Here is a 26,756-nt window from a genome sequence, read left to right as displayed (position 1 = left end):
TTGTTACTCCTCCGAAAATTACTATATTTATTTAAATCAGATATGATAGATGTACCACATTGTCCACAAAGCTCGTAAAAAACGAACTGCAAGCAAAACCAAGAGCTACCGCGACCATGACTAAGACAAGCCGGAAGCTATTTTGCCGTGCCGGTTCAATGTAGCGATCGAGTCTCAAAGACTGGAGCCCCACAAATGCCAAGGCGATAAAGACAAAATGACTGATGATCGTCAAAAGCGCCATTATTCCTATATATTGCATCTTTTTTCCCTCTTCTCTTTTACTCAATCCGAAATAATCATAGCATAATTTTTCAGTTCAGTCACTCATTTACGGCGAATCTCTAAAAAAATATAGCTATATCTACGCAAAAATCAGATAAAATGCTTACCCAGTTGTTAAAAAAAGATCCTTGCCAAAATGACAAGGATCTTTTTGATTATTTCTTCGAAACACTCAAACGGTTGATCGCCCGACGTAAAGAAACTTCAGCACGTTGTAATTCATTATCATCGTGGTTTTCTTTAGCTTTAGCGATCCGTGCCTCCGCACGCTTACGCGCCCGTTCAGCCCGTGAAGTGTCGATCTCTTCTTTTCTTTCAGCTGCTGATGCAACTACAGATAAAACATTGTTTGAAAATTCGATGAATCCACCGCTAACTGCGACTTCATCAAAGGTATCTTCACCTGTCTTGACTCTGATTTTATCAATTGCCAGTGATGCCAACAAAGGTAGGCGGTTCGGCATGATACCGACTTGCCCGACTGTTGTTGTACAGATCACTAAATCAGTTGTATTTTCATAAACTGATCCATCAGGCGTAACCACATTGACAGTTAATACAGGTTTTTCATCCATTGGACGCTACCCCCTTAATTGCCTTGTGTCATCTGTTCAGCTTTTTTCACAACATCTTCGATCGGACCACAGCTCCGGAAAGCATCTTCTGGAAGATCATCGTACTTACCTTCAAGGATCTCTTTAAAGCCTTTAACTGTTTCTTCAACTGGTACATAAGAACCTGGAACACCAGTAAATTGTTCCGCAACGTTAAAGTTTTGGGACAAGAAGAATTGGATCCGGCGGGCACGTGAAACGATAACTTTTTCTTCATCAGATAATTCGTCCATACCTAAGATCGAAATGATATCTTGTAATTCACGGTAACGTTGTAATACGTGTTGGACTTCAGTCGCTACACGGTAATGTTCTTCACCCACGATCTCAGGTGCTAAAGCACTTGAAGTAGATGCCAATGGGTCAACAGCTGGGTAGATACCTTGTTGAGTCAAGGAACGTTCCAAGTTAGTTGTAGCATCCAAGTGAGCAAAGGTCGTTGCTGGCGCAGGGTCAGTATAGTCATCGGCAGGCACGTAAACGGCTTGGATAGATGTAACAGAACCCTTCTTAGTTGAAGTGATACGTTCTTGCAATTGACCCATTTCAGTTGCCAATGTTGGTTGGTAACCAACGGCAGATGGAATACGGCCTAACAAGGCGGAAACTTCAGAACCAGCTTGAGTAAAGCGGAAAATGTTATCGATAAACAATAACACGTCTTGGCCTTCAACATCACGGAAGTATTCCGCGATCGTCAAACCAGTCAAGGCAACCCGCATCCGGGCTCCAGGTGGCTCGTTCATCTGACCAAAGACCATGGCTGTTTTTTCTAAAACGCCTGATTCCTTCATTTCAAAGTAAAGGTCATTACCTTCACGTGTACGTTCACCAACACCAGTAAAGACGGAGATACCGTTATGTTCTTGTGCAATATTGTGGATCAATTCTTGGATCAAAACGGTCTTACCAACACCGGCACCACCGAACAGACCGATCTTACCACCCTTGATATAAGGAGCTAATAAGTCGATAACTTTGATACCTGTTTCAAGAATTTCTGTACTTGTGTTTAATTGGTCATAAGCTGGCGCATCGCGGTGGATAGGATCTCTGCGATGGTCGGCACTAATTTCTGGACCATTATCAATTGTTTCCCCTAAGACGTTGAAAACACGTCCCAAAGTATCATTACCAACGGGCACGCTGATAGCTGCGCCGTTATCAACAACTTTTGCCCCACGTTGAAGGCCATCAGTGGAATCCATCGCGATCGTACGCATTACGCCGTCACCCAATTCAAGAGCAACTTCGATCACCAATTTTGTTCCATCTTCACGTTCAACTGTTAAAGCATTGTTGATATCAGGTAAGGATTCACTAAGAGGGAATTGGACATCGACAACTGGGCCGATTACCTGAACTACTTTACCGTAACTCATCTAGTTAATTCCTCCTAATCGTTCTAATCTAAGGCAGCTTGCGCACCTGTGATTTCCGTAATTTCAGTTGTGATCGCACTTTGACGTGCACGGTTATATTGAAGTTCTAACGCAGAAATAATATCTTTAGCGTTATCAGAAGCTGACTTCATCGCAGTCGAACTTGATGCATGTTCAGAAGTCTTAGCATCTAAAATAGCTCCATAAACCAAACTTTCCGCATATTGAGGCAAGATAACTTCTAAGATCGCATCACGTGAAGGCTCTGTTTCATATTCAATATGATACTTTTGATCTTCATCAAGTGCAGTCAAGTCATCATCACCCATATTTTCAGCTGTGATAGGTAACATCTTTTCAGCACGGAAAATAGAGGTCAAAGTGTTAACAAAGTGGTTGTAACAAACAAATAATTGATCGTACAGACCATTGCTATACATCGTCACGATAGCTTCAACGATCGGACGTACTTCTCTAAATGTCGGTACGTCTTTGACACCGCGAAATTCATACGCAACGTTGTAACCACGTTTACTGAAAAATTCAGCCCCGGTACCACCAACTGCGATGATCACAACATCATCTTTGGTGTGGCCGTTTTCTTTGATCAGATCAAGCGTTTGTTTGATAACGTTGCTGTTGTAGCTACCAACCAAGCCACGATCTGAAGTCACAACGACGATCCCGGTCTTTTTCACAGGACGTTGTTTTAGCATACCTAAGGTGTTGAGTTTGCCCACTTGGTCTTTTCCACTTTCAACTGCTGAAGCAGAATCAAGTAGATGAGATTGTGCCAAATGGGTAATCACGCTACGAATCTTCGAAGCATAAACTTGATAACTTACAGAGTGCTTTTGGATCTGACTCAACTTAGCAGTCGAGACCATTTGCATCGCACTTGTGATCTGTCCAGTTTTCTTAGTCGAAACGATTCGACGCTTAACTTCTTGTAAAGAAGCTGGCATTAGCTCTCACCACCCTTTCTTATTTTGAATTTGCTTGGAAAGAAGCAGCAAATTCTTTGATTGCTGTATCTAATTTATCTGTGTCTGGTAATTGACCAGTCTTAGCAATGTGATCTAAGAGATCTTTGTGGTTGTTATCAAAGAAATCAAACATTTCATCTTGATAACGCAAGATCTCATCAACAACAACAGAATCTAAGAAACCGTGTGTCAAAGCATATAAGATCAAGACTTGCTTTTCAACTGGAAGTGGCTTGTGAAGTGGTTGCTTCAAGACTTCAACTGTCCGACGACCACGATTCAACTTAGCTTGTGTTGCTTCATCAAGATCAGAACCAAATTGTGCAAATGATTCTAATTCACGATATGAAGCTAAGTCCAAACGTAATGTACCAGCAACTTTCTTCATCGCTTTGATCTGAGCCGAACCACCAACACGGGAAACAGAAGTACCCGCATCGATAGCTGGACGAATACCAGAATAGAAGTTATCGCTATCCAAGAAGATCTGACCATCAGTGATGGAGATAACATTAGTTGGAATATAAGCTGAAACGTCACCAGCCTTAGTTTCGATAAATGGTAAAGCAGTCATTGAACCGCCACCTAATTCATCACTAAGTTTAGCTGCACGTTCCAACAAACGTGAGTGAAGATAGAAAACATCCCCAGGATAAGCTTCACGACCAGGTGGACGTCTCAAGATCAAGGAAAGTTCACGGTAAGCATCAGCTTGTTTTGAAAGATCATCATACACGATCAAAACATGCTTACCGTTGAACATGAATTCTTCACCCATAGCAGCCCCAGCATATGGAGCTAACCAAAGCAATGGCGCTGGTGAAGATGGCCCAGCTGAAACAACGATCGTGTAGTCCATTGCACCATATTTACGCAATGTTTCTACTTGAGTACGAACCGTCGATTCCTTTTGACCAATAGCGACATAAATACAGATCATGTCTTGGTCTTTTTGATTTAAGATCGTATCGACCGCAACTGATGTCTTACCAGTCTTACGGTCACCGATAACTAATTCACGTTGGCCACGACCGATCGGCACAAGTGCATCGATCGCTTTGATACCTGTTTGAAGTGGTTCATTAACAGATTGACGTTCCATAACGCCAGGAGCCTTACGTTCTACCGGACGAGTCTTGTCCGTTTTTATCTCCCCTAAACCGTCGATCGGTTGGCCTAAGGGGTTTACTACACGGCCGATCAAAGCTTCCCCAACAGGGACTTCCATGATCTTACCGGTACGTTTTACCGTATCGCCTTCACGAATGCCTTTATAAGCACCTAAGATAACGATACCGACATCGTTTGATTCTAAGTTTTGTGCCATTCCGTATGTACCATCTTCGAATTGAAGAAGCTCACCAGAAAGGGCATTATCAAGACCATTAGCACGAGCGATCCCGTCACCAACGTAAGTAACTGTACCAACTTCATCAACGGTAAGTTCGTCTTTATAGTTAGCTAATTGTTGCTTGATAAGAGCACTGATTTCCTCAGCCTTAATGCTCATAAAAGTCTCACCTCTTTAAAAATCATTTTAATAACAGACGTTTAATGTTTGCGATTTTCGACTTGATGGAGCCATCAAACACATAGCTACTTGATTTCAAGACGACCCCGCCAATGATCTCGGGATCAACTACTGTTTCAAGTTCTACTTTTTTAGCTCCGACTACCTTAGCAAAGGAAGCTGCGATCTTATCTTTATGAGTTTGATCCAACTCGACCGCAGTTGTCACCGTTGCACGGACTGTCTTTTCGTCTTCATCAGTTAATCTGTTGAATTCATCAATAATATCTTCTAAATTGGCGATCCGTCTGTAATCGTATAACATCGCTAACAAGTTAGATGTCAATTCAGAAGTACCACTTTGTAGATTTTTTAACATTTCAAGCTTAGCATCATGTTTTATTGCTGCACTTGTCATGAAATCAACAAATTGTGGTTCTGCTTGCAAGACTTGTTTGATCTGAACTAATTCACTAGAAGTTTCTGTCAAAACATCTTGTTCCTTAGCTGTTTCAAACAAAGCTTTTCCATAACGTTTAGCTATTGTTTGCTTATCTAATGCCATCTTGCTTCCCCAACCCTTCGATATAAGAGTCGACCAAGGCTTCTTGGTCCTTAGCACTCAATTCCTTTTGAATGATCTTTGAAGCAATTTCAACAGATAAAGCAGCTACATCGTTTTTAACATTGGAGAGCGCTTCTTGGCGTTCTTGTTCAATGTCTTTTTTAGCATTCTTTTTCAATGTGCTGACTTCTTCTTGTGCCGAATTTACGATGGTAGCTTTTTGCTGTTCACCGTTCTTCTTTGCACGATCAATGATTTTTGAAGCTTCAACATGAGAATCTTTAAGCGCTGATTCACGTTTAGCTGCGAGCTCTTCCGCTTTTTTACGGGCATTTTCTGCCGAATCAATGTCGTTTGCGATCTTATCGGCCCGTTTTTCCATCATTTCGGTCACAGGTCCCCAAGCAAAATGCTTAACGAGTGCGATCAAAATCAAGAAAGTACAGAGATAAAATAAGAAGTCGCCCCATTGTACACCACCTTCAGCAGTAGCCAATAGTAATGCTGAGTTCATTCATTGACACCTCCTAATCTTTCAATAATGTGACAAAGTTATACTGATAGATCAGAGATTATTTAGCCATCAACATGAATGAGATAACGATAGCGATGATCGGCACAGCTTCGATCAAACCGACCCCGATAAACATTGTTGTCCGTAATTGGCCTGAAAGTTCAGGTTGACGAGACATACCTTCTAAAGTTTTTGCGATAACCAAACCGTTACCAACACCTGTACCGATAGCAGCAAAACCTGCGGCAAGACCCGCACCAAGTAAAGCTAAAGCTGTTGTCATAATAAAAATCCTCCTTAAAATTAATCCTATAAGTTAATTATTCTTTTTCGACCTTTTGAGAAATATATACCATTGTCAATGTTACGAAAACGTAAGCTTGGATCGATCCAATAAAGATTGAAAATCCCTGCCAAATCATTTCGAGTGGAATCGCTGGTAAATACGTCCACGGTGTATGTGATTTAGCCAACTGTTCATAGATAACAGTCAACAACACTTCACCAGAATAGATGTTACCGTAAAGACGTAATGCCAGGGTCAAGAAATTCGTAAATTGTTCCAAAACATTAATTGGGAATAAGGCCGGCATTGGACTAAAGTACGAATTCTTGACATATCCCTTAAAGCCAAACTTCGCAACCCCCATGAGATGTGACAAGAGCAAGACTAGAAATGCTAATGTCAAAGTCGTCGCGGGCGAAGCAGTTGGACTTTTAATGTAGTTTACACCATTAATTGGAAGCTGAATAGCCAATCCTATTTGGTTAGAAACAAAGATAAACAAGAAGAGAGTAAAAATAAGGAGTCCATATTTTTTCCCCTGTTCATCAGGCATGGAGCTTTTGACGATCCCATTTGTAAAATCGATCATCCACTCGATCATATTCTGCTTACCCTTTGGCTTCATTTGCAATCTGCGTGAAAACCAAAAGACGAGCCCAAAGACGATCAATGCTGAAACCAGTCCTGAAAGGCAGTTACCTACATTAAAAGGAATACCAAAAAGCTTCAAAACTTGAGCTTCTTCATTCACCAAGTTTCACCTCTTTTCAATTGTGATCAATACGGTTGAACAAAATGGTCGAACCATAAGATTAAGATTCAAGCATAGATAGAAAACTATTTTTGAATACAAAAGCAATAATACCACCAAATCCCCCAAAATTCAAAACGAAAATGAATTTATTTCAAAAGTTGGAGAAATGGAGCAACAACCGTATTTAAAGCGTTTGACTAATTTAGACTACGCGACACATTGCGTGACTTGTCTACTTAGTACCAAACAAGCGGTCACCCGCGTCACCTAAACCAGGAACAATATAACCATTTTCATCAAGACGATCATCTAAAGCAGCGGCGAAAATATCGATATCTGGATGTGCTTTACGTAAAGCTTCCACACCTTCTGGCGCAGCAACTAAACACACAAACTTGATCGATTGCGCACCGCGTTTCTTCAAAGCATCTACAGCCATGATAGCTGAACCACCGGTTGCCAACATTGGATCGACCACAAAAACTTCTCGACTAGCTAGATCGCTAGGCATCTTAACGAAATATTCGTGTGGTTGCATCGTTTCTTCATCACGATACATCCCAATGTGACCAACTTTAGCAGCAGGGATAAGATTCAAAATACCTTCTACCATCCCAAGTCCAGCCCGTAAGATCGGTACAACGACGACTTTCTTACCAGCCAAACGTTTTTTGTATGTCTTGCCCATCGGTGTTTCGATCTCAACATCTTCTAACGGCATCTCACGTGAAACTTCATATGCCATCAAAGTTGCGATCTCATCGACACATTGACGAAATTCCCGTGTCCCGCAATCCTTATCGCGAATGATCGTTAGTTTATGTTGGATCAATGGATGATCTAAGACTTCAAATTTACCCATTGTTAAAATTCCTCCTTTGTCTAGCTCTGCTACTTATTTTAGCCGAAAACGCGCCTATTTGCTACTATTCGCGTTAAATTATTTATTCTTACTGAATTCCTTAAAGAAAACATTTCCAGCTGCTTTCTTTAAGCGGTTCATATAAGCTTCACCTAAACCTGTCTCGGCAACGCCTGCACATAAAATGTAGTCTTGGCTATCAAAAGTTCTGAGACCCGAAAAGAGCCGACTGCTAGCACTCTTGACGTTTGTGCCTAATGAGTAGCCTGCGATATTTTCTGGTAGCTTAGACACTTTAGCTACTTCTGGCTCAAAAGCCATCACGCCGATCTTAGCCGTTTGTGCCTTAGCCCAAGCCAAAGCTTCTTCCCACTCAGCAGCATTTACGATCAAGACCTGAGCATCAGGAGCATAGTGCTTGTATTTCATCCCGGGGGCTTTAGGTGTCTCGGCTTGACCAACATGATGCTTATCTGAACGCACTTCACAACCTAAAATTTCGCTGATCTGCTCGGGTGTGACTGCTCCCGGACGCAAAACAGTCGGCACAGCGGTACTTAAGTCAACGATCGTGGATTCGACCCCAACCGTAGTCGGACCATCATCAACGATCCCTTTGATCTTACCTTCCAAGTCATGAAAGACGTGTTCGGCTGTCGTAGGGCTCGGTTTGCCCGAAGAGTTAGCTGATGGTCCAACTAATGGGACTCCAGCTTCTTTGATCAATTCTAGCGTTGTTTGATTGTCAGGCATCCGAAAGGCCGCGGTCTTTAAGCCACCTGTGACTGCATCGGGCAGTGAATCGGGTTTAATCGGCAAAATGATTGTCAACGAGCCCGGCCAAAAGGCATCCATCAATTTTTGGGCTGCTGTAGGCAATTTTTCGACGTAGCGTTCGACCATTTCCCGTGAACAAACCGTCACGATCAAAGGATTATCTGACGGACGTCCTTTAGCAAGATAAACGCGTTTGACCGCTTGAGCGTTAGTTGCATCGGCCCCTAGCCCATAAACGGTCTCAGTCGGAAAAGCGACCAACTCGCCCAACTGTAGTTCTTTAGCGGCCAAAGCAACTTTATCTGGTGTATAGATCTCAGTTATCAGCACTATTATTTCCTCTTTTCTATTAAAAACTCACTTTTACCATCCGGTCATGTCCGGTGATATCCTGGCGTAATTCGACTTTAGCTGTCGGATAAGCTTGGCTAAAGATCTCGACTACACTTGGACCTTGTTGAAAGCCGATCTCTAAATAGAGCTTACCGTGTTCTGTCAGATGTTGGCTGAGCTTTTCAGCTAATTTCTTATAAAGATATAAGCCTTCATCTGGCGCAAATAAAGCCGTTTTAGGTTCATGCTCTAAAACACTTTTATCCATTAATTCTGCCTCTGATTCGGCAATATACGGGGGATTTGAGACGATCACATCAAATTTGCCCGTGATATTTTGGAAAAGATCACTTTCGATCAACGTGGCCTCTAGCTTCAAGGCTTGCTTGTTTTCTTTAGCAACTGCTAGGGCTTGGGAAGAAATATCACTTAAAGTCACTTCCCAAGCAGGACGTTCATGTTTCAAACTTAGCCCGATCGCTCCGGTACCAGTCCCGATATCTAAGACCCGCAGCGAAGTTTTAGGCTCGGCTTCCAAGATCCACTCGACCAATTCTTCTGTCTCTGGTCGTGGGATCAAGGTTGCTTCGCTGACTTTGAACTCCAAGCCAAAAAAGTTAGCTTTTCCTAGCAAATATTGGGCTGGGTGATCTTGGCAGTATAATTTGACATTGGTAAAAAAGCGCTCTAATTGTTCAGCTGACAATTGCGTCTGATAGTTCATCAACATCTCTGTTGTACTCCAATTCATCTGGCCTTGCAAGAGCAGATCAGCGGCACTTGGATCTTTCCCATGATCTTTGATAAAAGAAAAAGCCCATTGCTGAGCTTTAAAAACTGTCATTTTATCCATTTTGTAATTCTTCTAAGGCTTTAGTTTGATCGTAAAGAACTAAAGCATCGATCACATCTTCTAATTCACCGTTCATGATCCGGTCAAGCTTGTTCAAGCTCAAGCCGATCCGGTGATCAGTCACGCGGTTTTGTGGATAGTTGTAAGTTCTGATCCGTTCAGAACGATCCCCAGTACCGACAGCAGATTTACGGTTTTCGTCATAAGCACTTTGCTCTTGGGCAGCATAATAGTCATAGACACGTGCGCGCAAGATCTTCATTGCTTTTTCACGGTTTTGTTGTTGTGAACGTTGATCTTGCATAGCAACAACGATCCCCGTTGGCAAGTGAGTCATCCGCACAGCTGAAGATGTCTTGTTGATATGCTGACCACCGGCACCAGAAGCGCGGTAAACGTCAACTCTGATATCTTTTGGATCGATCTCGATCTCAACATCTTCTTCTTCGGGCATGACAACTACAGTAGCCGTTGAGGTATGCACTCGACCTTGAGATTCAGTTACAGGGATCCGTTGAACACGGTGAGCCCCAGATTCATATTTCAACTTAGAGTAAACGCTTCGACCATTGATGAGCAATGCGATTTCCTTGAAACCACCTACTTCTGTCATCGTCTTGTCGATAACTTCAATGTTCCACCCTTGATGTTCAGCATACTTGCTGTACATCGTGAATAGATCGCCCGCAAATAGACTCGCTTCATCCCCACCAGCAGCGCCACGGATCTCCATGATGATGTTTTTATCATCGTTAGGGTCCTTAGGTAGAAGTAAGATCTTGATCTCTTCTTCTAATTGTTCTTTTTCAGTCTTTGAACTTGCCAATTCTTCTTTGACCATCGTTGTCATTTCATCATCGTCAAGTCCAGCACTGAGCATCTCTTCGTCATCTTTGATCTGTTGGATGACTTGCTTATATTTGTTATACTTTTCGACTGTTTCACGCAGATCGGCCATCTCTTTTGAAAGTTCCATAAAGCGCTTAGTATCTGCGATCACATCCGGATCAGAGAGCAATTCGCCGAGTTCTTCATACCGATCTTCAAGCATTTGCAATCTGTCAAATAACTTATCCATAAAATTCTCCTTATTTAATAGTATTATTTGTATCAGTTGGTGGCGCGACGTAATGTTTACGGCACACCGGATAGTAAGATTCATTGCCACCGATCTCGATCTGCTTGCCATCATAAACAGGCTTGCCATCATTGACCCGTAAGTTCATGATCGCTTTTTTGTTGCAGAACCAGCAGATCGTTTTCATCTCTTCGATCTTATCCGCATATAGTAGTAAATATTTTGAACCTTCAAAAAGTTCATTACGGAAATCATTTTTCAAGCCAAATGTCATCACGGGGATATTTAATTCATCGACCACCCGTGTTAATTCTAAAACATGATGCTTACTCAAAAATTGAGCTTCATCGACCAAAACACATGCAGCGTTTGGGTCTAGTTCTTTGACCTTAGCCAAAAGGTCATCTTCCTCAAAGATCGGAAATGCCTTACGCTTAAGGCCAATCCGGCTCGAAACATAACCGACTTCATCGCGGTCATCCAAGCCACTAGTCATAATAATTACGCTTTTATCTTGCTCTTCATAATTATGGGCGACTTTTAAGATCTCGATCGTCTTGCCGCTGTTCATTGCTCCATAGCGGAAAAAAAGCTGTGCCACTAACGCCACCATCCTTTTAATAGTTCCTAAACTAGTATATATGATTTATGCGTAAATTTCATTAATAAATTTGTTAGATGTTGCTATCAGCTAGGCTCGACCCGTTTTTCTGCGCACTGATCTAGATTTTATGGTAAGATACAAGTTGACATAAAAAAATCGGAGGAAATTTCATGTCATTTAAAAGTTCAATCGCAATTACTGCGGGTAAAACTTCTCACTGGTTCTTGCATAACTTTATGCACGGTGGGACCTCTCTGCCTGGTAAATTAACTTTAAAAATTGATCCTGATGTTTTAAAAGCTTTAGCTAAAGATTACGAGATCGTGATCATCACTGGGACCAATGGTAAAACACTGACGACCGCTTTGACCGTAAAAGTGCTCCAAGCTAAATACGGTAATGTTTTGACTAATAAGAGCGGTTCTAATATGAAACAAGGGATCGTGACCGCCTTTTTGACAGCTCAAAAAACGAGCTCTGGCAAAAAGCTCGCTGTCCTTGAAACCGATGAGGCCAATGTGCCGATCGTCTGTGAATATATCAAACCAAAAATGTTCGTGTTGACTAACCTTTTCCGTGATCAAATGGATCGCTATGGTGAGATCTACACGACTTATGACAAGATCTTAAAAGGTGTGTTGATGCATCCTGACGCACTTGTTCTTGCAAATGGAGATGCACCTATATTTAATAGTAAGGAACTACCTAATAAAGTTATTTATTACGGTTTTGCAGATAAAGCTGAAAAAGACCAACTCGCACCAGCTAACACCGATGGGCTGTTGTGTCCTAGTTGTCAACATATCTTGCATTTCAAATACCGTTCTTACAGCAACTTAGGTAAATACTTCTGCCCGCATTGTGGCTTCAAGCGCCCTGAATTGACTTACAAAGTCGATCAGATCAGTGCTCAAACTCCACAATCTTCTAAATTTACGATCAATGGACATGAAGTTGAGTTGCACATCGGTGGGACTTACAACATCTATAACGCCCTAGCCGCTTATGCAGTCGGCTCACAGCTAGATGTCGAACCCGAAACGATCTGCCAAGCGCTCAGTCAAAATGACGAAAAGGTCTTTGGACGTCAAGAAGTTATCGATCTTGATGGCAAAGAAGTGACTATGATCTTGGTCAAAAACCCAGTTGGCCTTGACCAAGTTTTAGAAATGATCAAGACCGATGATAAACCATTTTCACTGGCAGTCTTGTTGAATGCCAATTACGCTGACGGGATCGATACGAGCTGGATCTGGGATGGTGATTTTGAAAACTTACCGTTTGACAAGATCCCTAGTGTCTTGACCGGGGGCGAACGTTACAAAGACATCACATTCCGGTTGCGCGTAGCTGGTGTTCCCGAAGAAAACTTTGCGCAACGTGAAAGTCTAAAAGACGTCTTAGCTTATCTCAAAACGATGCCAACAGAACACATCTACGTACTAGCAACCTACACTGCAGTCTTGCAATTACGGAAACTTTTAGCAGATGAAGGCTATATCAAGGGAGGCATGGATTAATATGAAATACCAACTTCACTTAGCACACCTTTATGGCGATCTACTGAACACTTATGGTGATATCGGTAATGTTTTAGTCTTAGAATACTATGCTAAACAGATGGATATCGAGTTGACTTCAGAAGTTATCTCACTTGACCAACCGTTTGATGCTACGAAATTCGACATTGCCTTTTTCGGTGGTGGTCAAGATTATGAGCAAGTCATCGTTTCTAAGGATATCCAAGCCAAAAAAAAAGCTTTGACTGATTATATCGAAGACGGCGGTCCAATGCTTGCGATCTGTGGGGGCTACCAATTACTAGGTAAATATTATATTGGGGCAAATGGCGAGCGCATCGAGGGGATCTCCGCACTTGATCATTACACCGAAAGCCAAGACAATAACCGCTTCATCGGCGATATCGTGATCGAAAACGAAGAAACAGGGCAAAAATACCATGGTTTTGAAAACCACAATGGTGTCACCTATCTCGGTAAAGATGAACGTCCTTTAGGAAAAGTCATCAGTGGCCACGGTAACAACGGTAAAGACCAGGGTGAAGGTGCGATCTATAAGAATGTCTACTGTTCTTACTTCCACGGCCCGATCTTAGCCCGCAACGGTGAATTGGCTAAGCGGATCTTACTGACAGCTTTGAAGCGTAAGTATCCTGAAGCTGATCTAACTGCTCAAGAAGAACTAAAAATCAAACCAACATATTAACCAAAATGTTGGGTGTACACTTTCTGGTATGGATAAAAATTCCATACCAGTTTTTTGCGTAAAAAAACACTTCCCACATTTCTGTAGGAAGTGCCGTACGGGTCTATCCATATCAGTTGACGGACACCCGACTTTTCAACTTTAACTATGCTTTTTTACCCGGTTCAGAAGCAATCAACATCATCTTTCCAGCCAACGTCCAAGATTTAACGGCATAAGGTAAGATAAAATGCATCCCCTTCTTGAGTTCATAGGTACGACCCTCTACTTCCAACTGGCCGTTTCCATCTAAGACTGAGGCCAGTGTATATGGTGCTTGCTGGCGTTCAAAGGTCGCACTACCATCGATCTCCCATTTATAAACGGCAAAGAAATCAGTATCGACAAAACGGGTAACTTTTTTATCCCCTGTTACAGTCGTTTGAATATCCAATTTAGGATCAACATGGGGAACGTTGGTCATATCGATCGATTGCTTCAAATGCAACTCCCGCTTTTTACCAGTCGTTTTATCGACCCGATCAAAATCATACAAGCGATAAGTCGTATCTGAACTTTGTTGCGTCTCTAGGACCATGATCCCTTTACCGATCGCATGGATCGTACCGGCTGGAACATATAGGAAATCACCGGCTTTGACTGGGATCTTGCGTAACAACTTATCCCATTGTTTATTTTCGATCATCTCAGCTAACTCTTCACGCGTCTTAGCATGATGACCGTAATACATCTGAGCTCCTTCATCGGCAGCCAATACATACCAGCATTCGGTCTTGCCCAATTCACCTTCATGTTCTTTAGCATAAGCATCATCGGGGTGGACTTGTACGGAAAGATCGGCTTTAGCATCCAAGATCTTCGTCAATAGTGGGAAAACATCGCCCTTAGCATCACCAAAAACTTCACGGTGCTTATCCCAGACCTCCGTCAAAGTCAAACCTTTATATGGTCCATTTTCAACGATCGCCGGTCCATGTTGGTGCGCTGAGATCGCCCAACATTCGCCTGTATGATCACTTGGGATCTGATAACCGTACTCGGTATATAACCGGTCGCCACCCCAAATTTTTTCTTGAAAATATGGTTCTAAAAATAATGGTTCACTACTCATATTCATCATCGCCTTATCTAAAAGTCTATACTTTTATTCTATCACACTCATATAAATTGTAAACCTTTTCCACTCAGTCCTTTTCTGCCAGATACGTTGCGATGATCTTATCACGCCATTCTAAAAACACTTCATTATCAGCACTTGGATGCACGCGATTTGATAAAACGATCAAGGCATTTTTCCCTTTTTGATCAAGTAACATAAAAGTCCCAGTAAATCCAGTATGATAGAGACAAGGCGTGTTATTGCGATCATAGCGCAGATCCCAGCCCAGTGAACGACCAAGATCGTGGGTCGGAGTATGATCAGCATAGAGCATCGCGACCGTTTCTGGCGCTAACACTCCCGGGATCGTTTGGGGAGCAAGCATCCATTTAGCAAATTTCACCAGATCGGCCAAATTAGAAAATAACCCTGCCGACCCACAATGCTCACCCAAAATAAAAGCCTTAGGATCATGGACTTCACCTTGGATCAAGCCTCTAGTCGCCGTTAACTCAGTGGGCACACACTGCTTTTTTTCCGGAGTAAAGGTCGAAGCTTTCATGCCTAATGGCCGTAAGACCTCAGTCGTGATCACCGCTTGTACCGGTCGGTGGTAAAAAGCTTCGATGATCTGTCCGAGTAAGATCAGCCCGATATCTGCATAAACGACCTTTTTCCCCAACCAAGCAGCTGGCTTCAAAGTATATAAAGCCGCCATTAATTCCGCTGGTGGTAATTGATCACGATTTTTTATGTAACCACTAAGAGCAGACGTGTGGGTCAATAAGTGGCGTAGAGTCACCCTTTGATCGGTGAACCGCGGTAAATATTTAGCGACCCGATCGTCTAATCGTAGTTTTTTTGCCTCTAACAGCTGTAAGATCACCGTCGTCGTCCCAATGACCTTCGTCAACGAAGCCAGATCATATAAAGCTCCCTCTTCTAGTGGTTTTACCGTTGGAACTAGTTGCTTATTGCCAAAGACTTCAGTTTGGATATCGTCTTGGCAGATCATAGCATAGGAGACCCCAGGGACGATCTTCTGGTCTACCAGCTGGTGTAGTAAGGCAGCTGTCTTTTCGTTCATGCTCGATTTCCCTCTTGTTTCAATTGATTGATATAGATGATCTCGAATTTACCATCAGCATAGTCTACCCGACTAGCCCGCGAATTGTCGACTAAAAATAGCGGTACATCGCCGTTCAACGACTCTAAGAAATTCGACAAGATCAAACCATGCGTTACGATCAAAATGTTGCAATCTTTGCCTTCATATTCACAGGCGATCGTCTTTAAAGCTCGGGTAAAGCGCTGTTCGAGGTGAACTGAAGTCTCGATCTCTTCTTCACCATCCATCGTCCGAAAAAGCTCGGTCAACTCAGAGACGTGCTCTTCATTGGCAAAATCCCGCAAGATCTTGCGCAACCCTAGCGTTCGCAAAGCTGTAGGGACCATCGTAAAATTATTGGCTTCTTCAAATTTACCAAAACTCAATTCACGCAGATCGGGATCACTATAGATCGGTGGATAACCCTGTTTATTTTCCGCGAGAATATAGCGCGCTGTTTCTTGGGTCCGCTGAAGATCACTCGTATAAACAGCCTCAAACCGGATATTTTCCAACTCTTTGCCTAGCCGCTTGGCCATGCGGATCCCTTTTTTGGTCAACGGAGAATTCGTTGTCCCCTGCAATCGGCGTGATCGATTCAAACGCGTCTGTCCGTGGCGGACTAAATAAAAATGTATCACTATTTTCACCAACTCTTTTTTTCTAAAAACACCTATCTCTATTATAGATTTACCACGCCAACATGCAAAACATTTTACCTAAAACTTCTCGCAAGCATAATTCAAATGATTGTGCTAAAATGTTGATAGACAATGGGGGTAGTATTTTTGGCAAGTAATTCTGATTCGATTTTCAACGTTTTATCATATTTGAAGCGCCATCCTGAAAAGATCTTTGCTTTGAGATCACGTTATGACAATGTGATCCAGATCTTTTTCAAAGATGCGGTCAAAGTCGCTGATGCAAATATTTATTTTCCTGACAACAAATTAATGGTCAATTGTCTGACTGATGATTTTTTAGCTCAAAACGGTGATCTTTTAGACAGCTTTTGGCAACTAGCTGGTCACGACTACATCGATCATCATGAAATTTGGGCTACAACATCACATTTGACCGAGAAAAATATGTACTTATTGGAGCTCTCATTTGAATAGTATGAGACAAAGCACCAAGGATCTCACCAATATCGTGATGAGGTCCTTGGTGCTTTGCGCTTTGATTATTCTTCGTTTTCAAGTGGACGGTGAACTTTCCAGATCAAAAGCAAGTTCAATGCCATCAAGGCTGCTGTTACCAAGAAGACCGCTTGATAGTCGAACAGACCCGAGATGAGCGACCCCATCATTGAACCAAGCATCGCCCCAGCCGCTTGAAATGACTGATTATAACTAAAGATGCGCCCAAAGGCTTCCCGTGGAACACTGACCGTCAAGACCGTTTGAACTGCTGGTAATAACGCTGCATTAGCGATCCCCAATAAGAAGCGCCAAAAGCCTAAACTCCACGGTGACGTCACAAAATACATCGGCAAAAAGACTACCATAGCAGCCACTAAGCCAAAGACTAATACTTTTAGTGGTCCGATCTTATCCATCTTGACACCTAAGCGTGAAGCGACTAACAACGTCCCAAAACCAGGCATTGCCGCTACGACCCCACTGACAAAGGATACATTACCCGTACCGTGCATCAATGATTTGACCAACAAACTGACGATCGGCGCGATCGACATCAAGGCCGATTGGATAAACAGCGTCGTGATAAACATTGCAATGATCAACTGTTTGTTTTCTAACTGTGCAAAGATCTCTTTCATCGGTTTCATCTTTTTAGCTGGGATCGGCGTAAAATGCTCTTTTGTATTAAATAAGGTCAGCAAAAAGACGATCCCCATCATCGCCCCGCAAACAAAAAACGTTACTCGATAGCCAGCAAAACCAGCTAATAGACCACCAACTAAAGGGCCGAGCAAATTCCCCGTCACGTTGGCAGTCATCATATTTGCCATCACAGCCCCAGAACGATTATGCGGGGTCTCGCCTGCCATAAAAGCAGTCGCATTATTGATATAACCAGAAAAAGCTCCTTGAACGAAGCGCAATAATACGATCGTCCAAGCATGGTGGACTAAGCCAACAGCAAAGATCGTAAAAGTCATCACCCCAGAAGCTCGTAAACACATGAGTTTGCGTCCTTTTTGATCGGCAAGATTGCCCCACAGTGGTGAAACGATCGCCTGGGCTAGATATGTAACAGCAAAGGCTAGGCCCGCATATAAGTTCAATTCAAATTTTCCATAGGGATGCAAGGTTTCAATATAGAGCGCCATAAATGGCATCGTCATCGAAAAATTCAACCCCGTCATAAAACACCCTAACCAGAGGGTCATAAAGGTTTTGCGCCATGAAGCAGGCAGCTCAGGATCTGCTACCATATTCATCACTCCTGTCATCATAATATTTACACTCTAGCAAAAATAACTTCAAATTACAAACCCAAGCAAAAAAGTGAACTACCTTGAGCAGTTCACTTTTTAATTACATTTCAAAGTCTTTTTCAGGATCCAAGCCGTAAAGTTCACTGACTGGATCAGTCTTAGCAGTCGGTTTAACTACGAGGATCGCCGTAACTGCTTTAGTCGACTCATATCCGGCTAAAGATACCACGTCTTCAATCAGATAAGTCAGACCGTCACTATTATAAATATGCTCACCGATCACCGGTAACTTTTCAAAAGAAGTTTTGTTCATCCGGTAATAATCCCCGTTTTTTTCGTGCATGACTAGAATCGCTTGCGTCACTTCGATCCCCCCTAAAAATTTTTTGCTTTACCAAAGCTCTTTCATTATAGTATATATCAATATTTTTTTACATAGGTATCTGCCAAAAAATATAAAAAGTTCTGCCAATATTCCAGCAGAACTCTCTACATTAGATATTGATAACTTTTTCCAAGAACGCTTTAGTCCGTTCATTTTGGGGATCTTCAAAGATCGCTTCGGGACGTCCTTCTTCGACAACATGACCCTCAGCCATGAAGACAACACGATCAGCCACTTCTTTGGCAAAGCCCATTTCGTGGGTCACAACGACCATCGTCATCCCATCTTTAGCTAGATCTTTCATAACTTCCAAAACATCACCGACCATTTCGGGGTCAAGCGCTGAGGTCGGTTCGTCAAACAACATGATATCTGGATTCATCGCCAAAGCACGCGCGATCGCGACCCGTTGCTTTTGTCCCCCGGAAAGTGAGGCTGGCATCGCATCGAACTTATCAGCTAAACCGACCGTTTCCAGTAACTGTTTAGCAGTCGTCATCGCTTCATCCTTATTGGCCTTGCCCAACTCAACCGGTGCTAGCATGATGTTTTCACCCACACTCAAATTGTTGAACAAGTTAAAATGTTGGAATACCATCCCGATATTTTCACGGGCTTTATCGATATTTGTCTTAGGATCACTGATATCATGCCCATCGATCACGATCGACCCGGAAGTTGGTTCTTCGAGCTTATTCAAGCAACGCAATAAAGTACTCTTCCCTGAACCAGAAGGCCCGATCAAAACGACCACTTCATTATTCGCAACTTTAAAATCAATGCCCTTTAACACTTGATTTGAGCCGTAGTTTTTCTTTAAATTCGTAACATCTACTTTTAAATCTGTCATTAATTATTGATCCTCCGTTCGATCCACTTCGAAAGAAGCGTTAAAACTGTAATGATGACTAGATAGATCACCGCAACGATCGCCCACACTCTAAAGCCTTCGAGGTTTCGTGCGATAATGATCTTACCAGTCTGAGTAAGTTCAAGTAACCCGATAACAGATAAGATCGAGGTATCTTTTAAGGTAATGATGAATTGGTTGATAAACGATGGGACCATGATCTTGATCCCTTGAGGTAAGATGACCCGACGCATCGATTTACCAAACGGCATCCCTAAACTACGTGCGGCTTCCATCTGCCCTTTATCGACCGATTCGATCCCACCTTTAACAAAGGCAGCAGTATAGGCACCTTCATTTAACATCAACGTGATAACACCAGCTAAGAAGGCTGGCACTTTGCTACCGATCAAGCTTGGGACACCATTATAGATGAACAGTGCCAACACGATCAATGGTAACCCACGGAAGATGTATATGATCGTTGTTGAAAGTCCACGGCAGAATTTGTTTGGTACGACACCTAACAGACCGACAAAGATACCAAAGATCGTGGCACAAAAGATACCCACAACGGTCAACTTCAGCGTCTCAATGATCCCTGAGATAAAGGCATCTTTGTTTTCTTTTAAGATACCTAAAACTGTTCGATCTTCAGCCGTTTCTGTTTGTGATTTGACTTTAGTTTTAGAAGTTGCTTTACCTTCTGTATATTTTTTGATGATCTTATCATACTCACCATTAGCTTTCAACTTAGCTAGACCTTCATTGAACATCTTGAGTAGCTCTTGGTTTTGGCCCTTTTTAACAGCAAAACCCGTTTCTGTCGTATTAGCTGGCTTAGTTACAACTTTTAGATCTAAGCCATTTTTGATCGCATAATACATCACAGCACTATCTTCAAAGCAAGCAGCAGAGTTACCATTGATGACATCATTGTACACACCATCAGAATCATCGAATGTTACGATCTCAAAACCGTATTTATCCTTGATCGAATTAGCATAATCAGCCCCTGCTGTTCCAGTCTTAACGGCAACTTTTTTACCCTTCAATTCAGATAGAGATTTGATTCCACTACCATCTTTGACCGCCATTACGATCCCAGCTGAATAGTATGGATCAGAAAAATCAAATTTTTGCTTCCGTTCTTCTGTGATCGACATCCCAGCGATCATCCCATCGGCTTGGCCAGCACTTACGGATTGAACAGCAGCGTTGAAGCCAACGGGGCGGATCTTAACTTTAAAACCCTCTTCTTTAGCAATTGCACGTAAAAGATCTAAATCGATCCCCACATACTTATTCTCTGTGTTGGCATACACAAACGGCGGGAAAGTCACATCCGTGTCGATCGTATATGTCTTTTCTGATGCAGCTTGGATCTGTGGCTGGGAGAAAACACCCAACATAAATAATCCAAACACTGCACTTAACATTGCAATAAACTTCTTCATGGGAACTCCCCTTTACTAGAATTTAATATAAAATTATTATAGCACAACTTTTGTCAGAAGATAGTACATGGAAATCAAAACCATAATATAGAACTTAGATTTCGTATCATAATACTATTAAAAAAGCCTATAAAAACGGGGTTTATCTCAAATTCCAAAAATAAAATTAATTTTTGATTAATTTTTGTAGCATGTTACTAATCAAAATTCCACCCCCCCCTTTAAAACCCTAAAACAAAAGCATTTATAATTAAATTAACACTAGTAAAATCACGCCCTGGAAATGTAATAAAACATAACATATCATTTGCGAAACATTTCAAACTCGCTCGTTTCCCCCTGTAAAATTTTTTCGATCGCTTGCGCCAGTATTTTTCGTTCGACCGGACGATACCTCTTTAGCCCAGGCAAAGCTGTAATTACGTGTAAGATCTTGCCTAAATAATAAGTACTCTTTTTAGTACGATCATAGATCAAGCCGGGATATACAACATAGGCACGCTTGCCTAGAACTTGACGTGCGTATTTTTCAACGGCCCGCTTAGCTTTTAAATAAGCTGGCGGTCCCGCATTAGCGGAAATGAACAAAAATTTGGTCTCACTTGTTTTGATGGTCGTAATGATCTGTTTACCTGGTTGAATACTAGCATTTTGATAATTCAACTGTCTTTTGCGATCAGGCCACAAGATCCCCACACAATCGATGACCCAATCCGCTTCGTTGAGCAACACTTGCCAAGCTCCCATCTGCTTTAGATCTACTCTTTGATACGTAACACCAGCTACACTGTGTGAACGCTTGCCACCACGTGATAAACTGTGTAGTTCCAGTGTCTTATCCTTGACCAGAACCTGTAAGATACCTTGTCCAACAAAACCAGTCCCACCAACAACGACAACTTTCATCAGCTCATCTCCAGTACTTGATTTTTCCTGATTATAGCACTTAAAAAGTACGAATATGTAAACTTTTGCCTACACATTCGTACTTTAACAACTATTTATTGAGTTTTCCCTTAGCTACTGCTTGATGATAAAAGATCCAAGCGATCACGCCAAAGAAGACCGGTCCAATGATCGTCCAAAAGGCGGTATCATACTCGTGTTGTAAAATAGGTTCAACACAAGTGAAGATTATCCCACCTACAAGGACGAGCAAAACAATGATCGTGACGATCCAGGTCCATTTACGACTCTTGAAAAATTCAAATGGGCGCTCGATATCTGTTCTTTGCTTGAAGAACGGAAACGCACCAACTAAAAAGAGATATGGACAACTCGTTGAAACATTAGCCATGTCCGTCAAGATCGTATAGAACTTTTGAGCAGCCGAGCCTCCAAAAGCAACTAAAAAGATAAAGATACAAACGATCGTCGCCTGAAGCCACATTGAAAAGGCTGGCATTCCCGCTTTGTTTAAGTTTGTCATTTTTTTAGGCCAAAGCTTAGGGTCAGAACCTAAAATAAATGACTTGATCGGCGAATAGACTAAGATGAAAAAGGCCCCGACATAACCGATAAACATTCCCAAACCAGCAAAACGTGTCATCAAGACGCCGAGAAATTGGCTCGTTTGTGCGGTTAAGCCCAACGCTTGACCTAAAACGACCCCTAAATTATTCATCAAAACATATGTAATATTTCCCAGGTTAGCTTCATTTTTTCCAATGACTTCTTGCCAATTAGTACTGATCCCCCACATAAAGATCATCAACGAATAACTAAGAGCGATCACTAAAGTCGAGATCAAAACAGCTCGCGGAAAAGTCTTTTCCGGTTTTTCAACGTCATCCATGACGCCCCCGAGCGATTCCATCCCAGCATAAGCAAAGATCGCATAGACCACAAAGGATAGCAAAGCGACCAGCGTACTAAAATCTGGATTAGGTGAAGTTGTAAAACTGCTCCAGCCTGTGATCGGCTGCTTTAAAGCCCCATGATCAGCGATCCAGATCACAATACTAGCTACGCAAAAGATCACATTCAAAGCGATCGTGAATATCCCACCGATCGAGCCAACTTTAGCCACAAAATCCATCCCACGAGTACTGAAGAATGTGACCCCCAAGATCCAAATGATCGCTAATAACCCGATCGTCTGCGTTGCGCCTAGACCTAAAAAATTCCAGCTTTGGGTGGTATCTTTACCGAAAAGCAAAGCCGATAACGGAATCCAGACCTTATTTGACGTCGAGACTAGCCAGATCACCCACGAGGCTAACCAGATAAAGGTCCCGATAAAAGCGATCTTTTCTCCAACTGAGCCCGCTAGCCAAGAATAGATCCCACCTTTTGCTTCTTTAAAGGCAGCACCATACTCGGCTAACATCAAAGCACTGGGAAGAAAGAAAAAGATCGCCGCTAAGATATACCACATGATACTCCCATATCCCATCTGTTCATAAGCGACGGTCGAATTCGCAAATCCAAAGATCGTTGAAAAGATCATCATTACCAAACCAAAAAGTTTGATTTTCTTTTTATTCACATTAAACCCTTCTTCTTATACATAATTATTAATGTTTATTCATTATACACCTTTTAGTAACAACATAAAAGTGTATATCAAAATATTTTTAACGATTATCTATGCAAAAAGAGTTATATTCTGATCTACTAGTGCAACAAAATAATTCTATTTATAAGTATTGACAAAGCTACGCGACAGGCATAAACTGTAATAGTTGAGTTTTTATTGGGCATTCGCCAAATCGGTAAGGCAGTGGACTCTGAATCCATAATTTACAGGTTCGAACCCTGTATGCCCAACTACTTAAAAAGATCACTCGAATTTTTGCCAAATTTGAGTGATCTTTTTGTATAATCTTACATATGCACCTCAGCTACTCGGATCCACAAAAAAAGCTTGGGCGTTCCTGCACCCAAGCTCTCCGTCTTATATCCTACCTACGTTTGACCGTATGTTTATGCTTATAACGGTCTTCTTCCTTAACGTAACGGTGGGCATGCTTTTTCAAGTACTGTAATAATTTAGCCTCGTTGGCAAATTCACGTGGATGTTGTTGGCCGTGCAACCTTAAAGTGATCTTATTGATCTTGTCACGTCCTGTCCAGGTATAGCTATGTTCAACGATAAAACGGTTCAAAAACTTACCGTCTTTTTTGCCAAACTTCAGTACATATACTTTCTCAGGCACCATCAACGGATTAACGTGCTCTTTTTCATACTCGACACCGTGTGCACGTAGAAAATTTTTCGTTTTTCTAAGCATGTTTCTCCTCCTAACTTGATAGTAATCCTTTTACTTACTTCACCTATTATAGCACCTTTAAACTTATTTTTTGGTAACAATTTGTTAACATTAACAAATTTAAAAGAATTATTCAATAACTTTATAAAAAAAGCCGCTGGCTAAACCAACAGCTCTGATTTATCACCCGTACGGGGATCGAACCCGTAACTCCGCCTTGAGAGGGCGACGTCTTAACCAATTTGACCAACGGGCAATGACTACTCTTAATAGTATACTCTCTTTTTAAATAACGTCAACTATTTATCCAAATTTTTTAACGCAAAAAAGCAATAGCCTAAAAAGAGCAGTCCCGTCCAAATAACACAGAGGACAAAAACTAGATCTAGCCAGGCAAAAGCGAGGTAAAATCTAGTCGCAAACACTAACAATGTGATAACACACCAAATAACTAGCTTACGTTTGAGATATGCACTCTCACTTGGCATTAAATGTCACTTGCAATTCCGGGACCGCATTTAACTTACGATCATAGTATTGGACCTCGATCCGCTTACCATTTTCACTAGCGAAAGTCTCAACTATCGCAAATGTGCCACCGAGCGCAGTGAATTTCCCACGTGGATAGCTGATACTGCCCGGATTCAAAATAAATTTACCATTGATCACTTCGACCCCTAATTGATGGGTATGCCCAAAGAAAGCCATATTGGCACCTAACTCTTCCATTTTAGCTTGCAAACCACCCAAGCCAAAGCCTACACCGAGCAAATGCCCGTGAACTAACAAGATCTTGTCTTGACCACGATCAAAAAATTGTTCATCTTGTAACTCCAGATCATAGTCACAGTTACCACGAACGACTTTAAAATGTTTGAAAACTTCATCTGTTGCGGGCAACTCTGAATCACCACAATGTAACATCAGATCAACTTTCCCCGCATAAGCCGTGATCAATTTTTGCAAGATCGCCTTATCACCGTGACTATCACTAACAACTAAATATTTCATTTTATCGTACCTCGTTTAGCCAGGCGTCAAAACGCTCCATCAAAGCTTTGACTGCTCGACCACGGTGACTGACACTGTTCTTTTCTTCCATTGACAATTGGGCAAAGGAGCGCTCAAATGGTGGATAATAAAACAGTGGATCATAACCAAATCCGCCTTGGCCGCGTTGTTCTTCTAGGATCATACCGTTGACCTCACCTTCAACTGTCAACTGTTTGCCAGCCGGACTAGCAACGACGATCGCACAATGAAAATGAGCTGTTCGTTTATCTGGGGCAACACCAGCTAATTCAGCTAACAATTTTTGCTTATTGGCCTCATCATCGTGATCACCAGCATAACGCGCTGAATAGATCCCTGGCGCTCCATCCAACTGATCGACCATGAGACCTGAATCGTCTGCTAAAGCGATCACTTGGTACTTTTCAGCTAAGGCTGTCGCTTTGATAGCCGCATTTTGCGCAAATGTTTCACCATCTTCAACGATCTCGATCGGATCATTTAGGTCATTTAACGTCACAATTTCAAAGCCCTTTGGTTCAAATAGTTTACGATACTCTTTAGCCTTACCTTCATTTTTGGTCGCTATTAAAATCTTATCCATGAACATCACCTCACTACAATTATGCACTAAATCACACCTCGATTTCAAACTAACTACTAACCCTCGAGTTTAAAAATCATTAGTAACACGGTATAATTAGAGTAATAACTATTATTAAGGATGTGTCTTTTTTAATGCAAGATAATTTTTATGAACTGGCAAGTTCGCAAAATCAGCTCAGCGCGACCTTGATCCGCGATGCCTTGATCCCCGATATCCTAGGTAAGGATAACAATATTCTCTATTGGGCAGGTAGACGTTTGGCTCGCCTCTTTCCTTTAGCTAAGGATGAAGAGTTACCGATCTTCTTTGAACAGGCAAATTGGGGGCACTTAAAGCGCGTCAAAGCCAAAAAAGAACAACAATACTTTGAATTGACCGGTCAGATCGTTGAGACACGACAAAAACTGAACTCAGCTTGTGAATTTTTGATCGAAGCGGGATTTTTAGCCGAAACGATCCAAAATCAACTCGGTTTCATTACCGAAGCGATCATTGATAAAAAGACACATGATACTATAACGCTCTTAGTCCAAGTCGACACTAAAGATCCCCTTGATCTCGACTTTATCGAAGAACAAAAACCGCTTAACATCTTGACTGAACCAGAAGCAAAATAAAATAGTCTAACAAATAACGCGGGAGCTACCACGATGCAAAACATCATGGTGGCTCCCGCGTTGTATCTTAAAGATATTGTTCTAATTTTGCTTTGAGTGCGCCTTTATCATGGTAACCGATCAAAGTATCGACCACTTGACCATCTTTTTGGATCAATAAGGTCGGGATACTCATTACACCATATTTAGCAGCTGTAGCTTGGTTCTTATCAACATCAACTTTACCGATCTTAACTTGGCCTGCCATCTCTTCGGCAAGCTTTTCAACTACAGGTGCTTGCATCCGACAAGGGCCACACCATGTTGCCCAAAAATCAGTCAAAGTCACACCATTTGCAGTTTCTTGTGCAAAATCTTCATCTGTCCATTCTTTTACCATA

Annotated in this window: 31 protein-coding genes and 2 tRNA genes; 5 read left to right on the top strand and 28 right to left on the bottom strand. The window is 41.9% G+C overall.

Annotation, left to right across the window (positions count from 1 at the left end; translation table 11 throughout):
* Positions 1–31: 31 nt before the first annotated feature.
* From GSR62_RS03245 to GSR62_RS03180, 14 genes are all read right to left on the bottom strand, one after another.
* Complete coding sequence (locus GSR62_RS03245) at positions 32–262, bottom strand: DUF1146 family protein (protein WP_010688660.1); 231 nt, start codon at positions 260–262, stop codon at positions 32–34.
* A gap of 178 nt (positions 263–440) precedes the next feature.
* Positions 441–860, bottom strand: coding sequence for a F0F1 ATP synthase subunit epsilon (locus GSR62_RS03240; RefSeq protein ID WP_010688659.1), 420 nt, complete (start codon positions 858–860; stop codon positions 441–443).
* Positions 861–874: 14 nt separating this feature from the next.
* Positions 875–2,281, bottom strand: coding sequence for a F0F1 ATP synthase subunit beta (atpD, locus tag GSR62_RS03235; protein WP_035448888.1), 1,407 nt, complete (start codon positions 2,279–2,281; stop codon positions 875–877).
* A 23-nt stretch (positions 2,282–2,304) separates the two neighbouring features.
* Positions 2,305–3,246: a F0F1 ATP synthase subunit gamma gene (locus GSR62_RS03230; RefSeq protein ID WP_035448887.1), complete on the bottom strand. Its 942-nt coding sequence runs from the start codon at positions 3,244–3,246 to the stop codon at positions 2,305–2,307.
* 19 nt (positions 3,247–3,265) lie between these two features.
* Positions 3,266–4,777 (bottom strand): F0F1 ATP synthase subunit alpha, encoded by a 1,512-nt coding sequence (atpA, locus tag GSR62_RS03225; RefSeq protein WP_010688656.1) that lies wholly within the window; start codon positions 4,775–4,777, stop codon positions 3,266–3,268.
* A gap of 22 nt (positions 4,778–4,799) precedes the next feature.
* Positions 4,800–5,342 (bottom strand): ATP synthase F1 subunit delta, encoded by a 543-nt coding sequence (gene atpH, locus GSR62_RS03220; protein ID WP_066023799.1) that lies wholly within the window; start codon positions 5,340–5,342, stop codon positions 4,800–4,802.
* Positions 5,329–5,856 carry a F0F1 ATP synthase subunit B gene (gene atpF, locus GSR62_RS03215; protein WP_010688654.1) on the bottom strand — a complete coding sequence of 176 codons (528 nt, stop codon included), beginning with the start codon at positions 5,854–5,856 and terminating at the stop codon, positions 5,329–5,331. The genes atpH and atpF overlap by 14 nt, the downstream gene beginning before the upstream one ends.
* A 58-nt stretch (positions 5,857–5,914) precedes the next feature.
* The gene (atpE, locus tag GSR62_RS03210) at positions 5,915–6,139 is read right to left on the bottom strand and encodes a F0F1 ATP synthase subunit C (protein WP_004049169.1); all 225 of its coding nucleotides are present in this window, start codon (positions 6,137–6,139) and stop codon (positions 5,915–5,917) included.
* A 37-nt stretch (positions 6,140–6,176) separates the two neighbouring features.
* Positions 6,177–6,893 carry a F0F1 ATP synthase subunit A gene (atpB, locus tag GSR62_RS03205; RefSeq protein WP_010688653.1) on the bottom strand — a complete coding sequence of 239 codons (717 nt, stop codon included), beginning with the start codon at positions 6,891–6,893 and terminating at the stop codon, positions 6,177–6,179.
* 235 nt (positions 6,894–7,128) lie between these two features.
* Positions 7,129–7,758: a uracil phosphoribosyltransferase gene (gene upp, locus GSR62_RS03200; protein ID WP_010688651.1), complete on the bottom strand. Its 630-nt coding sequence runs from the start codon at positions 7,756–7,758 to the stop codon at positions 7,129–7,131.
* 78 nt (positions 7,759–7,836) lie between these two features.
* Complete coding sequence (locus GSR62_RS03195; protein ID WP_035448884.1) at positions 7,837–8,865, bottom strand: L-threonylcarbamoyladenylate synthase; 1,029 nt, start codon at positions 8,863–8,865, stop codon at positions 7,837–7,839.
* Between the two features lie 19 nt (positions 8,866–8,884).
* A complete protein-coding gene (gene prmC / locus GSR62_RS03190; protein WP_035448883.1) occupies positions 8,885–9,721 on the bottom strand; it encodes a peptide chain release factor N(5)-glutamine methyltransferase in 837 nt (278 codons plus the stop codon).
* A complete protein-coding gene (prfA, locus tag GSR62_RS03185) occupies positions 9,714–10,799 on the bottom strand; it encodes a peptide chain release factor 1 (RefSeq protein WP_010688647.1) in 1,086 nt (361 codons plus the stop codon). Before prfA ends, prmC begins: the two co-directional genes overlap by 8 nt.
* Positions 10,800–10,809: 10 nt before the next feature.
* A complete protein-coding gene (locus GSR62_RS03180; RefSeq protein WP_035449071.1) occupies positions 10,810–11,400 on the bottom strand; it encodes a thymidine kinase in 591 nt (196 codons plus the stop codon).
* 173 nt (positions 11,401–11,573) lie between these two features.
* Here GSR62_RS03180 and GSR62_RS03175 point away from each other — a divergent pair, with 173 nt between their 5' ends.
* The gene (locus GSR62_RS03175; RefSeq protein WP_035448881.1) at positions 11,574–12,923 is read left to right on the top strand and encodes a Mur ligase family protein; all 1,350 of its coding nucleotides are present in this window, start codon (positions 11,574–11,576) and stop codon (positions 12,921–12,923) included.
* A gap of 1 nt (position 12,924) precedes the next feature.
* Complete coding sequence (locus GSR62_RS03170) at positions 12,925–13,629, top strand: type 1 glutamine amidotransferase (RefSeq protein WP_066023798.1); 705 nt, start codon at positions 12,925–12,927, stop codon at positions 13,627–13,629.
* 145 nt (positions 13,630–13,774) lie between these two features.
* Here GSR62_RS03170 and manA read toward each other — a convergent pair whose 3' ends face one another.
* The 3 genes from manA to GSR62_RS03155 all read right to left on the bottom strand — a co-directional run bounded on the left by manA (position 13,775) and on the right by GSR62_RS03155 (position 16,486).
* A complete protein-coding gene (manA, locus tag GSR62_RS03165) occupies positions 13,775–14,740 on the bottom strand; it encodes a mannose-6-phosphate isomerase, class I (RefSeq protein WP_066023797.1) in 966 nt (321 codons plus the stop codon).
* 73 nt (positions 14,741–14,813) lie between these two features.
* A complete protein-coding gene (locus tag GSR62_RS03160; RefSeq protein ID WP_035448876.1) occupies positions 14,814–15,815 on the bottom strand; it encodes a serine hydrolase domain-containing protein in 1,002 nt (333 codons plus the stop codon).
* The gene (locus GSR62_RS03155) at positions 15,812–16,486 is read right to left on the bottom strand and encodes a histidine phosphatase family protein (RefSeq protein ID WP_179854466.1); all 675 of its coding nucleotides are present in this window, start codon (positions 16,484–16,486) and stop codon (positions 15,812–15,814) included. The genes GSR62_RS03160 and GSR62_RS03155 overlap by 4 nt, the downstream gene beginning before the upstream one ends.
* Positions 16,487–16,624: 138 nt before the next feature.
* On the opposite strand from GSR62_RS03155, the gene GSR62_RS03150 reads away from it, so the two are divergent.
* Positions 16,625–16,954 carry a hypothetical protein gene (locus tag GSR62_RS03150; RefSeq protein ID WP_010688633.1) on the top strand — a complete coding sequence of 110 codons (330 nt, stop codon included), beginning with the start codon at positions 16,625–16,627 and terminating at the stop codon, positions 16,952–16,954.
* A 65-nt stretch (positions 16,955–17,019) separates the two neighbouring features.
* Here the strand turns inward: GSR62_RS03150 and GSR62_RS03145 are convergent, their stop codons facing one another.
* The 6 genes from GSR62_RS03145 to yjeM all read right to left on the bottom strand — a co-directional run bounded on the left by GSR62_RS03145 (position 17,020) and on the right by yjeM (position 23,417).
* On the bottom strand, positions 17,020–18,234 hold the full coding sequence (locus tag GSR62_RS03145; protein WP_066023796.1) for an MFS transporter: 1,215 nt from the start codon (positions 18,232–18,234) through the stop codon (positions 17,020–17,022).
* A 103-nt stretch (positions 18,235–18,337) separates the two neighbouring features.
* Positions 18,338–18,601: a hypothetical protein gene (locus GSR62_RS03140; RefSeq protein WP_035448873.1), complete on the bottom strand. Its 264-nt coding sequence runs from the start codon at positions 18,599–18,601 to the stop codon at positions 18,338–18,340.
* Between the two features lie 130 nt (positions 18,602–18,731).
* Positions 18,732–19,472: an amino acid ABC transporter ATP-binding protein gene (locus tag GSR62_RS03135; protein WP_035448872.1), complete on the bottom strand. Its 741-nt coding sequence runs from the start codon at positions 19,470–19,472 to the stop codon at positions 18,732–18,734.
* Positions 19,472–20,929: an amino acid ABC transporter substrate-binding protein/permease gene (locus GSR62_RS03130; RefSeq protein WP_029507296.1), complete on the bottom strand. Its 1,458-nt coding sequence runs from the start codon at positions 20,927–20,929 to the stop codon at positions 19,472–19,474. The genes GSR62_RS03135 and GSR62_RS03130 overlap by 1 nt, the downstream gene beginning before the upstream one ends.
* Before the next feature lie 303 nt (positions 20,930–21,232).
* Positions 21,233–21,835, bottom strand: a complete 603-nt coding sequence (locus tag GSR62_RS03125) for an NAD-dependent epimerase/dehydratase family protein (RefSeq protein WP_035448869.1) — start codon at positions 21,833–21,835, stop codon at positions 21,233–21,235.
* 91 nt (positions 21,836–21,926) lie between these two features.
* A complete protein-coding gene (gene yjeM / locus GSR62_RS03120) occupies positions 21,927–23,417 on the bottom strand; it encodes a glutamate/gamma-aminobutyrate family transporter YjeM (protein WP_035448868.1) in 1,491 nt (496 codons plus the stop codon).
* A 208-nt stretch (positions 23,418–23,625) separates the two neighbouring features.
* Here yjeM and GSR62_RS03115 point away from each other — a divergent pair.
* A tRNA-Gln gene (locus GSR62_RS03115) sits at positions 23,626–23,698 on the top strand.
* A gap of 134 nt (positions 23,699–23,832) precedes the next feature.
* On the opposite strand, the gene GSR62_RS03110 is transcribed toward GSR62_RS03115, so the two are convergent.
* The 4 genes from GSR62_RS03110 to GSR62_RS03095 form a co-directional block, all read right to left on the bottom strand.
* Complete coding sequence (locus GSR62_RS03110) at positions 23,833–24,162, bottom strand: thioredoxin domain-containing protein (RefSeq protein WP_035448865.1); 330 nt, start codon at positions 24,160–24,162, stop codon at positions 23,833–23,835.
* Between the two features lie 162 nt (positions 24,163–24,324).
* Positions 24,325–24,397, bottom strand: a tRNA-Glu gene (locus GSR62_RS03105).
* 221 nt (positions 24,398–24,618) lie between these two features.
* Positions 24,619–25,152: a YfcE family phosphodiesterase gene (locus tag GSR62_RS03100; protein WP_035448862.1), complete on the bottom strand. Its 534-nt coding sequence runs from the start codon at positions 25,150–25,152 to the stop codon at positions 24,619–24,621.
* Position 25,153: 1 nt separating this feature from the next.
* The gene (locus tag GSR62_RS03095) at positions 25,154–25,756 is read right to left on the bottom strand and encodes an XTP/dITP diphosphatase (RefSeq protein ID WP_010688618.1); all 603 of its coding nucleotides are present in this window, start codon (positions 25,754–25,756) and stop codon (positions 25,154–25,156) included.
* A gap of 134 nt (positions 25,757–25,890) precedes the next feature.
* On the opposite strand from GSR62_RS03095, the gene GSR62_RS03090 reads away from it, so the two are divergent.
* Positions 25,891–26,376: a YslB family protein gene (locus GSR62_RS03090; protein WP_035448860.1), complete on the top strand. Its 486-nt coding sequence runs from the start codon at positions 25,891–25,893 to the stop codon at positions 26,374–26,376.
* A 67-nt stretch (positions 26,377–26,443) separates the two neighbouring features.
* Here the strand turns inward: GSR62_RS03090 and trxA are convergent, their stop codons facing one another.
* Positions 26,444–26,755 (bottom strand): thioredoxin, encoded by a 312-nt coding sequence (gene trxA, locus GSR62_RS03085; protein ID WP_010688614.1) that lies wholly within the window; start codon positions 26,753–26,755, stop codon positions 26,444–26,446.
* Between the last annotated feature and the right edge of the window lies 1 nt (position 26,756).

Origin of the sequence: Ligilactobacillus animalis (assembly GCF_009933595.1) — a bacterium.
Classification (GTDB): domain Bacteria; phylum Bacillota; class Bacilli; order Lactobacillales; family Lactobacillaceae; genus Ligilactobacillus; species Ligilactobacillus animalis.
Note: the sequence above shows the minus strand (reverse complement) of the source record. Positions and strands in the feature narration are given on the sequence as shown.

Coding starts and splice junctions, on each gene's coding strand:
- GSR62_RS03245 (WP_010688660.1), bottom strand. CDS start 262: ATGCAATATATAGGAATAATGGCGCTTTTGACGATCATCAGTCATTTT.
- GSR62_RS03240 (WP_010688659.1), bottom strand. CDS start 860: ATGGATGAAAAACCTGTATTAACTGTCAATGTGGTTACGCCTGATGGA.
- atpD (WP_035448888.1), bottom strand. CDS start 2,281: ATGAGTTACGGTAAAGTAGTTCAGGTAATCGGCCCAGTTGTCGATGTC.
- GSR62_RS03230 (WP_035448887.1), bottom strand. CDS start 3,246: ATGCCAGCTTCTTTACAAGAAGTTAAGCGTCGAATCGTTTCGACTAAG.
- atpA (WP_010688656.1), bottom strand. CDS start 4,777: ATGAGCATTAAGGCTGAGGAAATCAGTGCTCTTATCAAGCAACAATTA.
- atpH (WP_066023799.1), bottom strand. CDS start 5,342: ATGGCATTAGATAAGCAAACAATAGCTAAACGTTATGGAAAAGCTTTG.
- atpF (WP_010688654.1), bottom strand. CDS start 5,856: ATGAACTCAGCATTACTATTGGCTACTGCTGAAGGTGGTGTACAATGG.
- atpE (WP_004049169.1), bottom strand. CDS start 6,139: ATGACAACAGCTTTAGCTTTACTTGGTGCGGGTCTTGCCGCAGGTTTT.
- upp (WP_010688651.1), bottom strand. CDS start 7,758: ATGGGTAAATTTGAAGTCTTAGATCATCCATTGATCCAACATAAACTA.
- prmC (WP_035448883.1), bottom strand. CDS start 9,721: ATGGATAAAATGACAGTTTTTAAAGCTCAGCAATGGGCTTTTTCTTTT.
- prfA (WP_010688647.1), bottom strand. CDS start 10,799: ATGGATAAGTTATTTGACAGATTGCAAATGCTTGAAGATCGGTATGAA.
- GSR62_RS03175 (WP_035448881.1), top strand. CDS start 11,574: ATGTCATTTAAAAGTTCAATCGCAATTACTGCGGGTAAAACTTCTCAC.
- GSR62_RS03170 (WP_066023798.1), top strand. CDS start 12,925: ATGAAATACCAACTTCACTTAGCACACCTTTATGGCGATCTACTGAAC.
- manA (WP_066023797.1), bottom strand. CDS start 14,740: ATGAGTAGTGAACCATTATTTTTAGAACCATATTTTCAAGAAAAAATT.
- GSR62_RS03160 (WP_035448876.1), bottom strand. CDS start 15,815: ATGAACGAAAAGACAGCTGCCTTACTACACCAGCTGGTAGACCAGAAG.
- GSR62_RS03145 (WP_066023796.1), bottom strand. CDS start 18,234: ATGGTAGCAGATCCTGAGCTGCCTGCTTCATGGCGCAAAACCTTTATG.
- GSR62_RS03135 (WP_035448872.1), bottom strand. CDS start 19,472: ATGACAGATTTAAAAGTAGATGTTACGAATTTAAAGAAAAACTACGGC.
- GSR62_RS03130 (WP_029507296.1), bottom strand. CDS start 20,929: ATGAAGAAGTTTATTGCAATGTTAAGTGCAGTGTTTGGATTATTTATG.
- GSR62_RS03125 (WP_035448869.1), bottom strand. CDS start 21,835: ATGAAAGTTGTCGTTGTTGGTGGGACTGGTTTTGTTGGACAAGGTATC.
- GSR62_RS03110 (WP_035448865.1), bottom strand. CDS start 24,162: ATGCTTAGAAAAACGAAAAATTTTCTACGTGCACACGGTGTCGAGTAT.
- GSR62_RS03100 (WP_035448862.1), bottom strand. CDS start 25,152: ATGAAATATTTAGTTGTTAGTGATAGTCACGGTGATAAGGCGATCTTG.
- GSR62_RS03095 (WP_010688618.1), bottom strand. CDS start 25,756: ATGGATAAGATTTTAATAGCGACCAAAAATGAAGGTAAGGCTAAAGAG.
- GSR62_RS03090 (WP_035448860.1), top strand. CDS start 25,891: ATGCAAGATAATTTTTATGAACTGGCAAGTTCGCAAAATCAGCTCAGC.
- trxA (WP_010688614.1), bottom strand. CDS start 26,755: ATGGTAAAAGAATGGACAGATGAAGATTTTGCACAAGAAACTGCAAAT.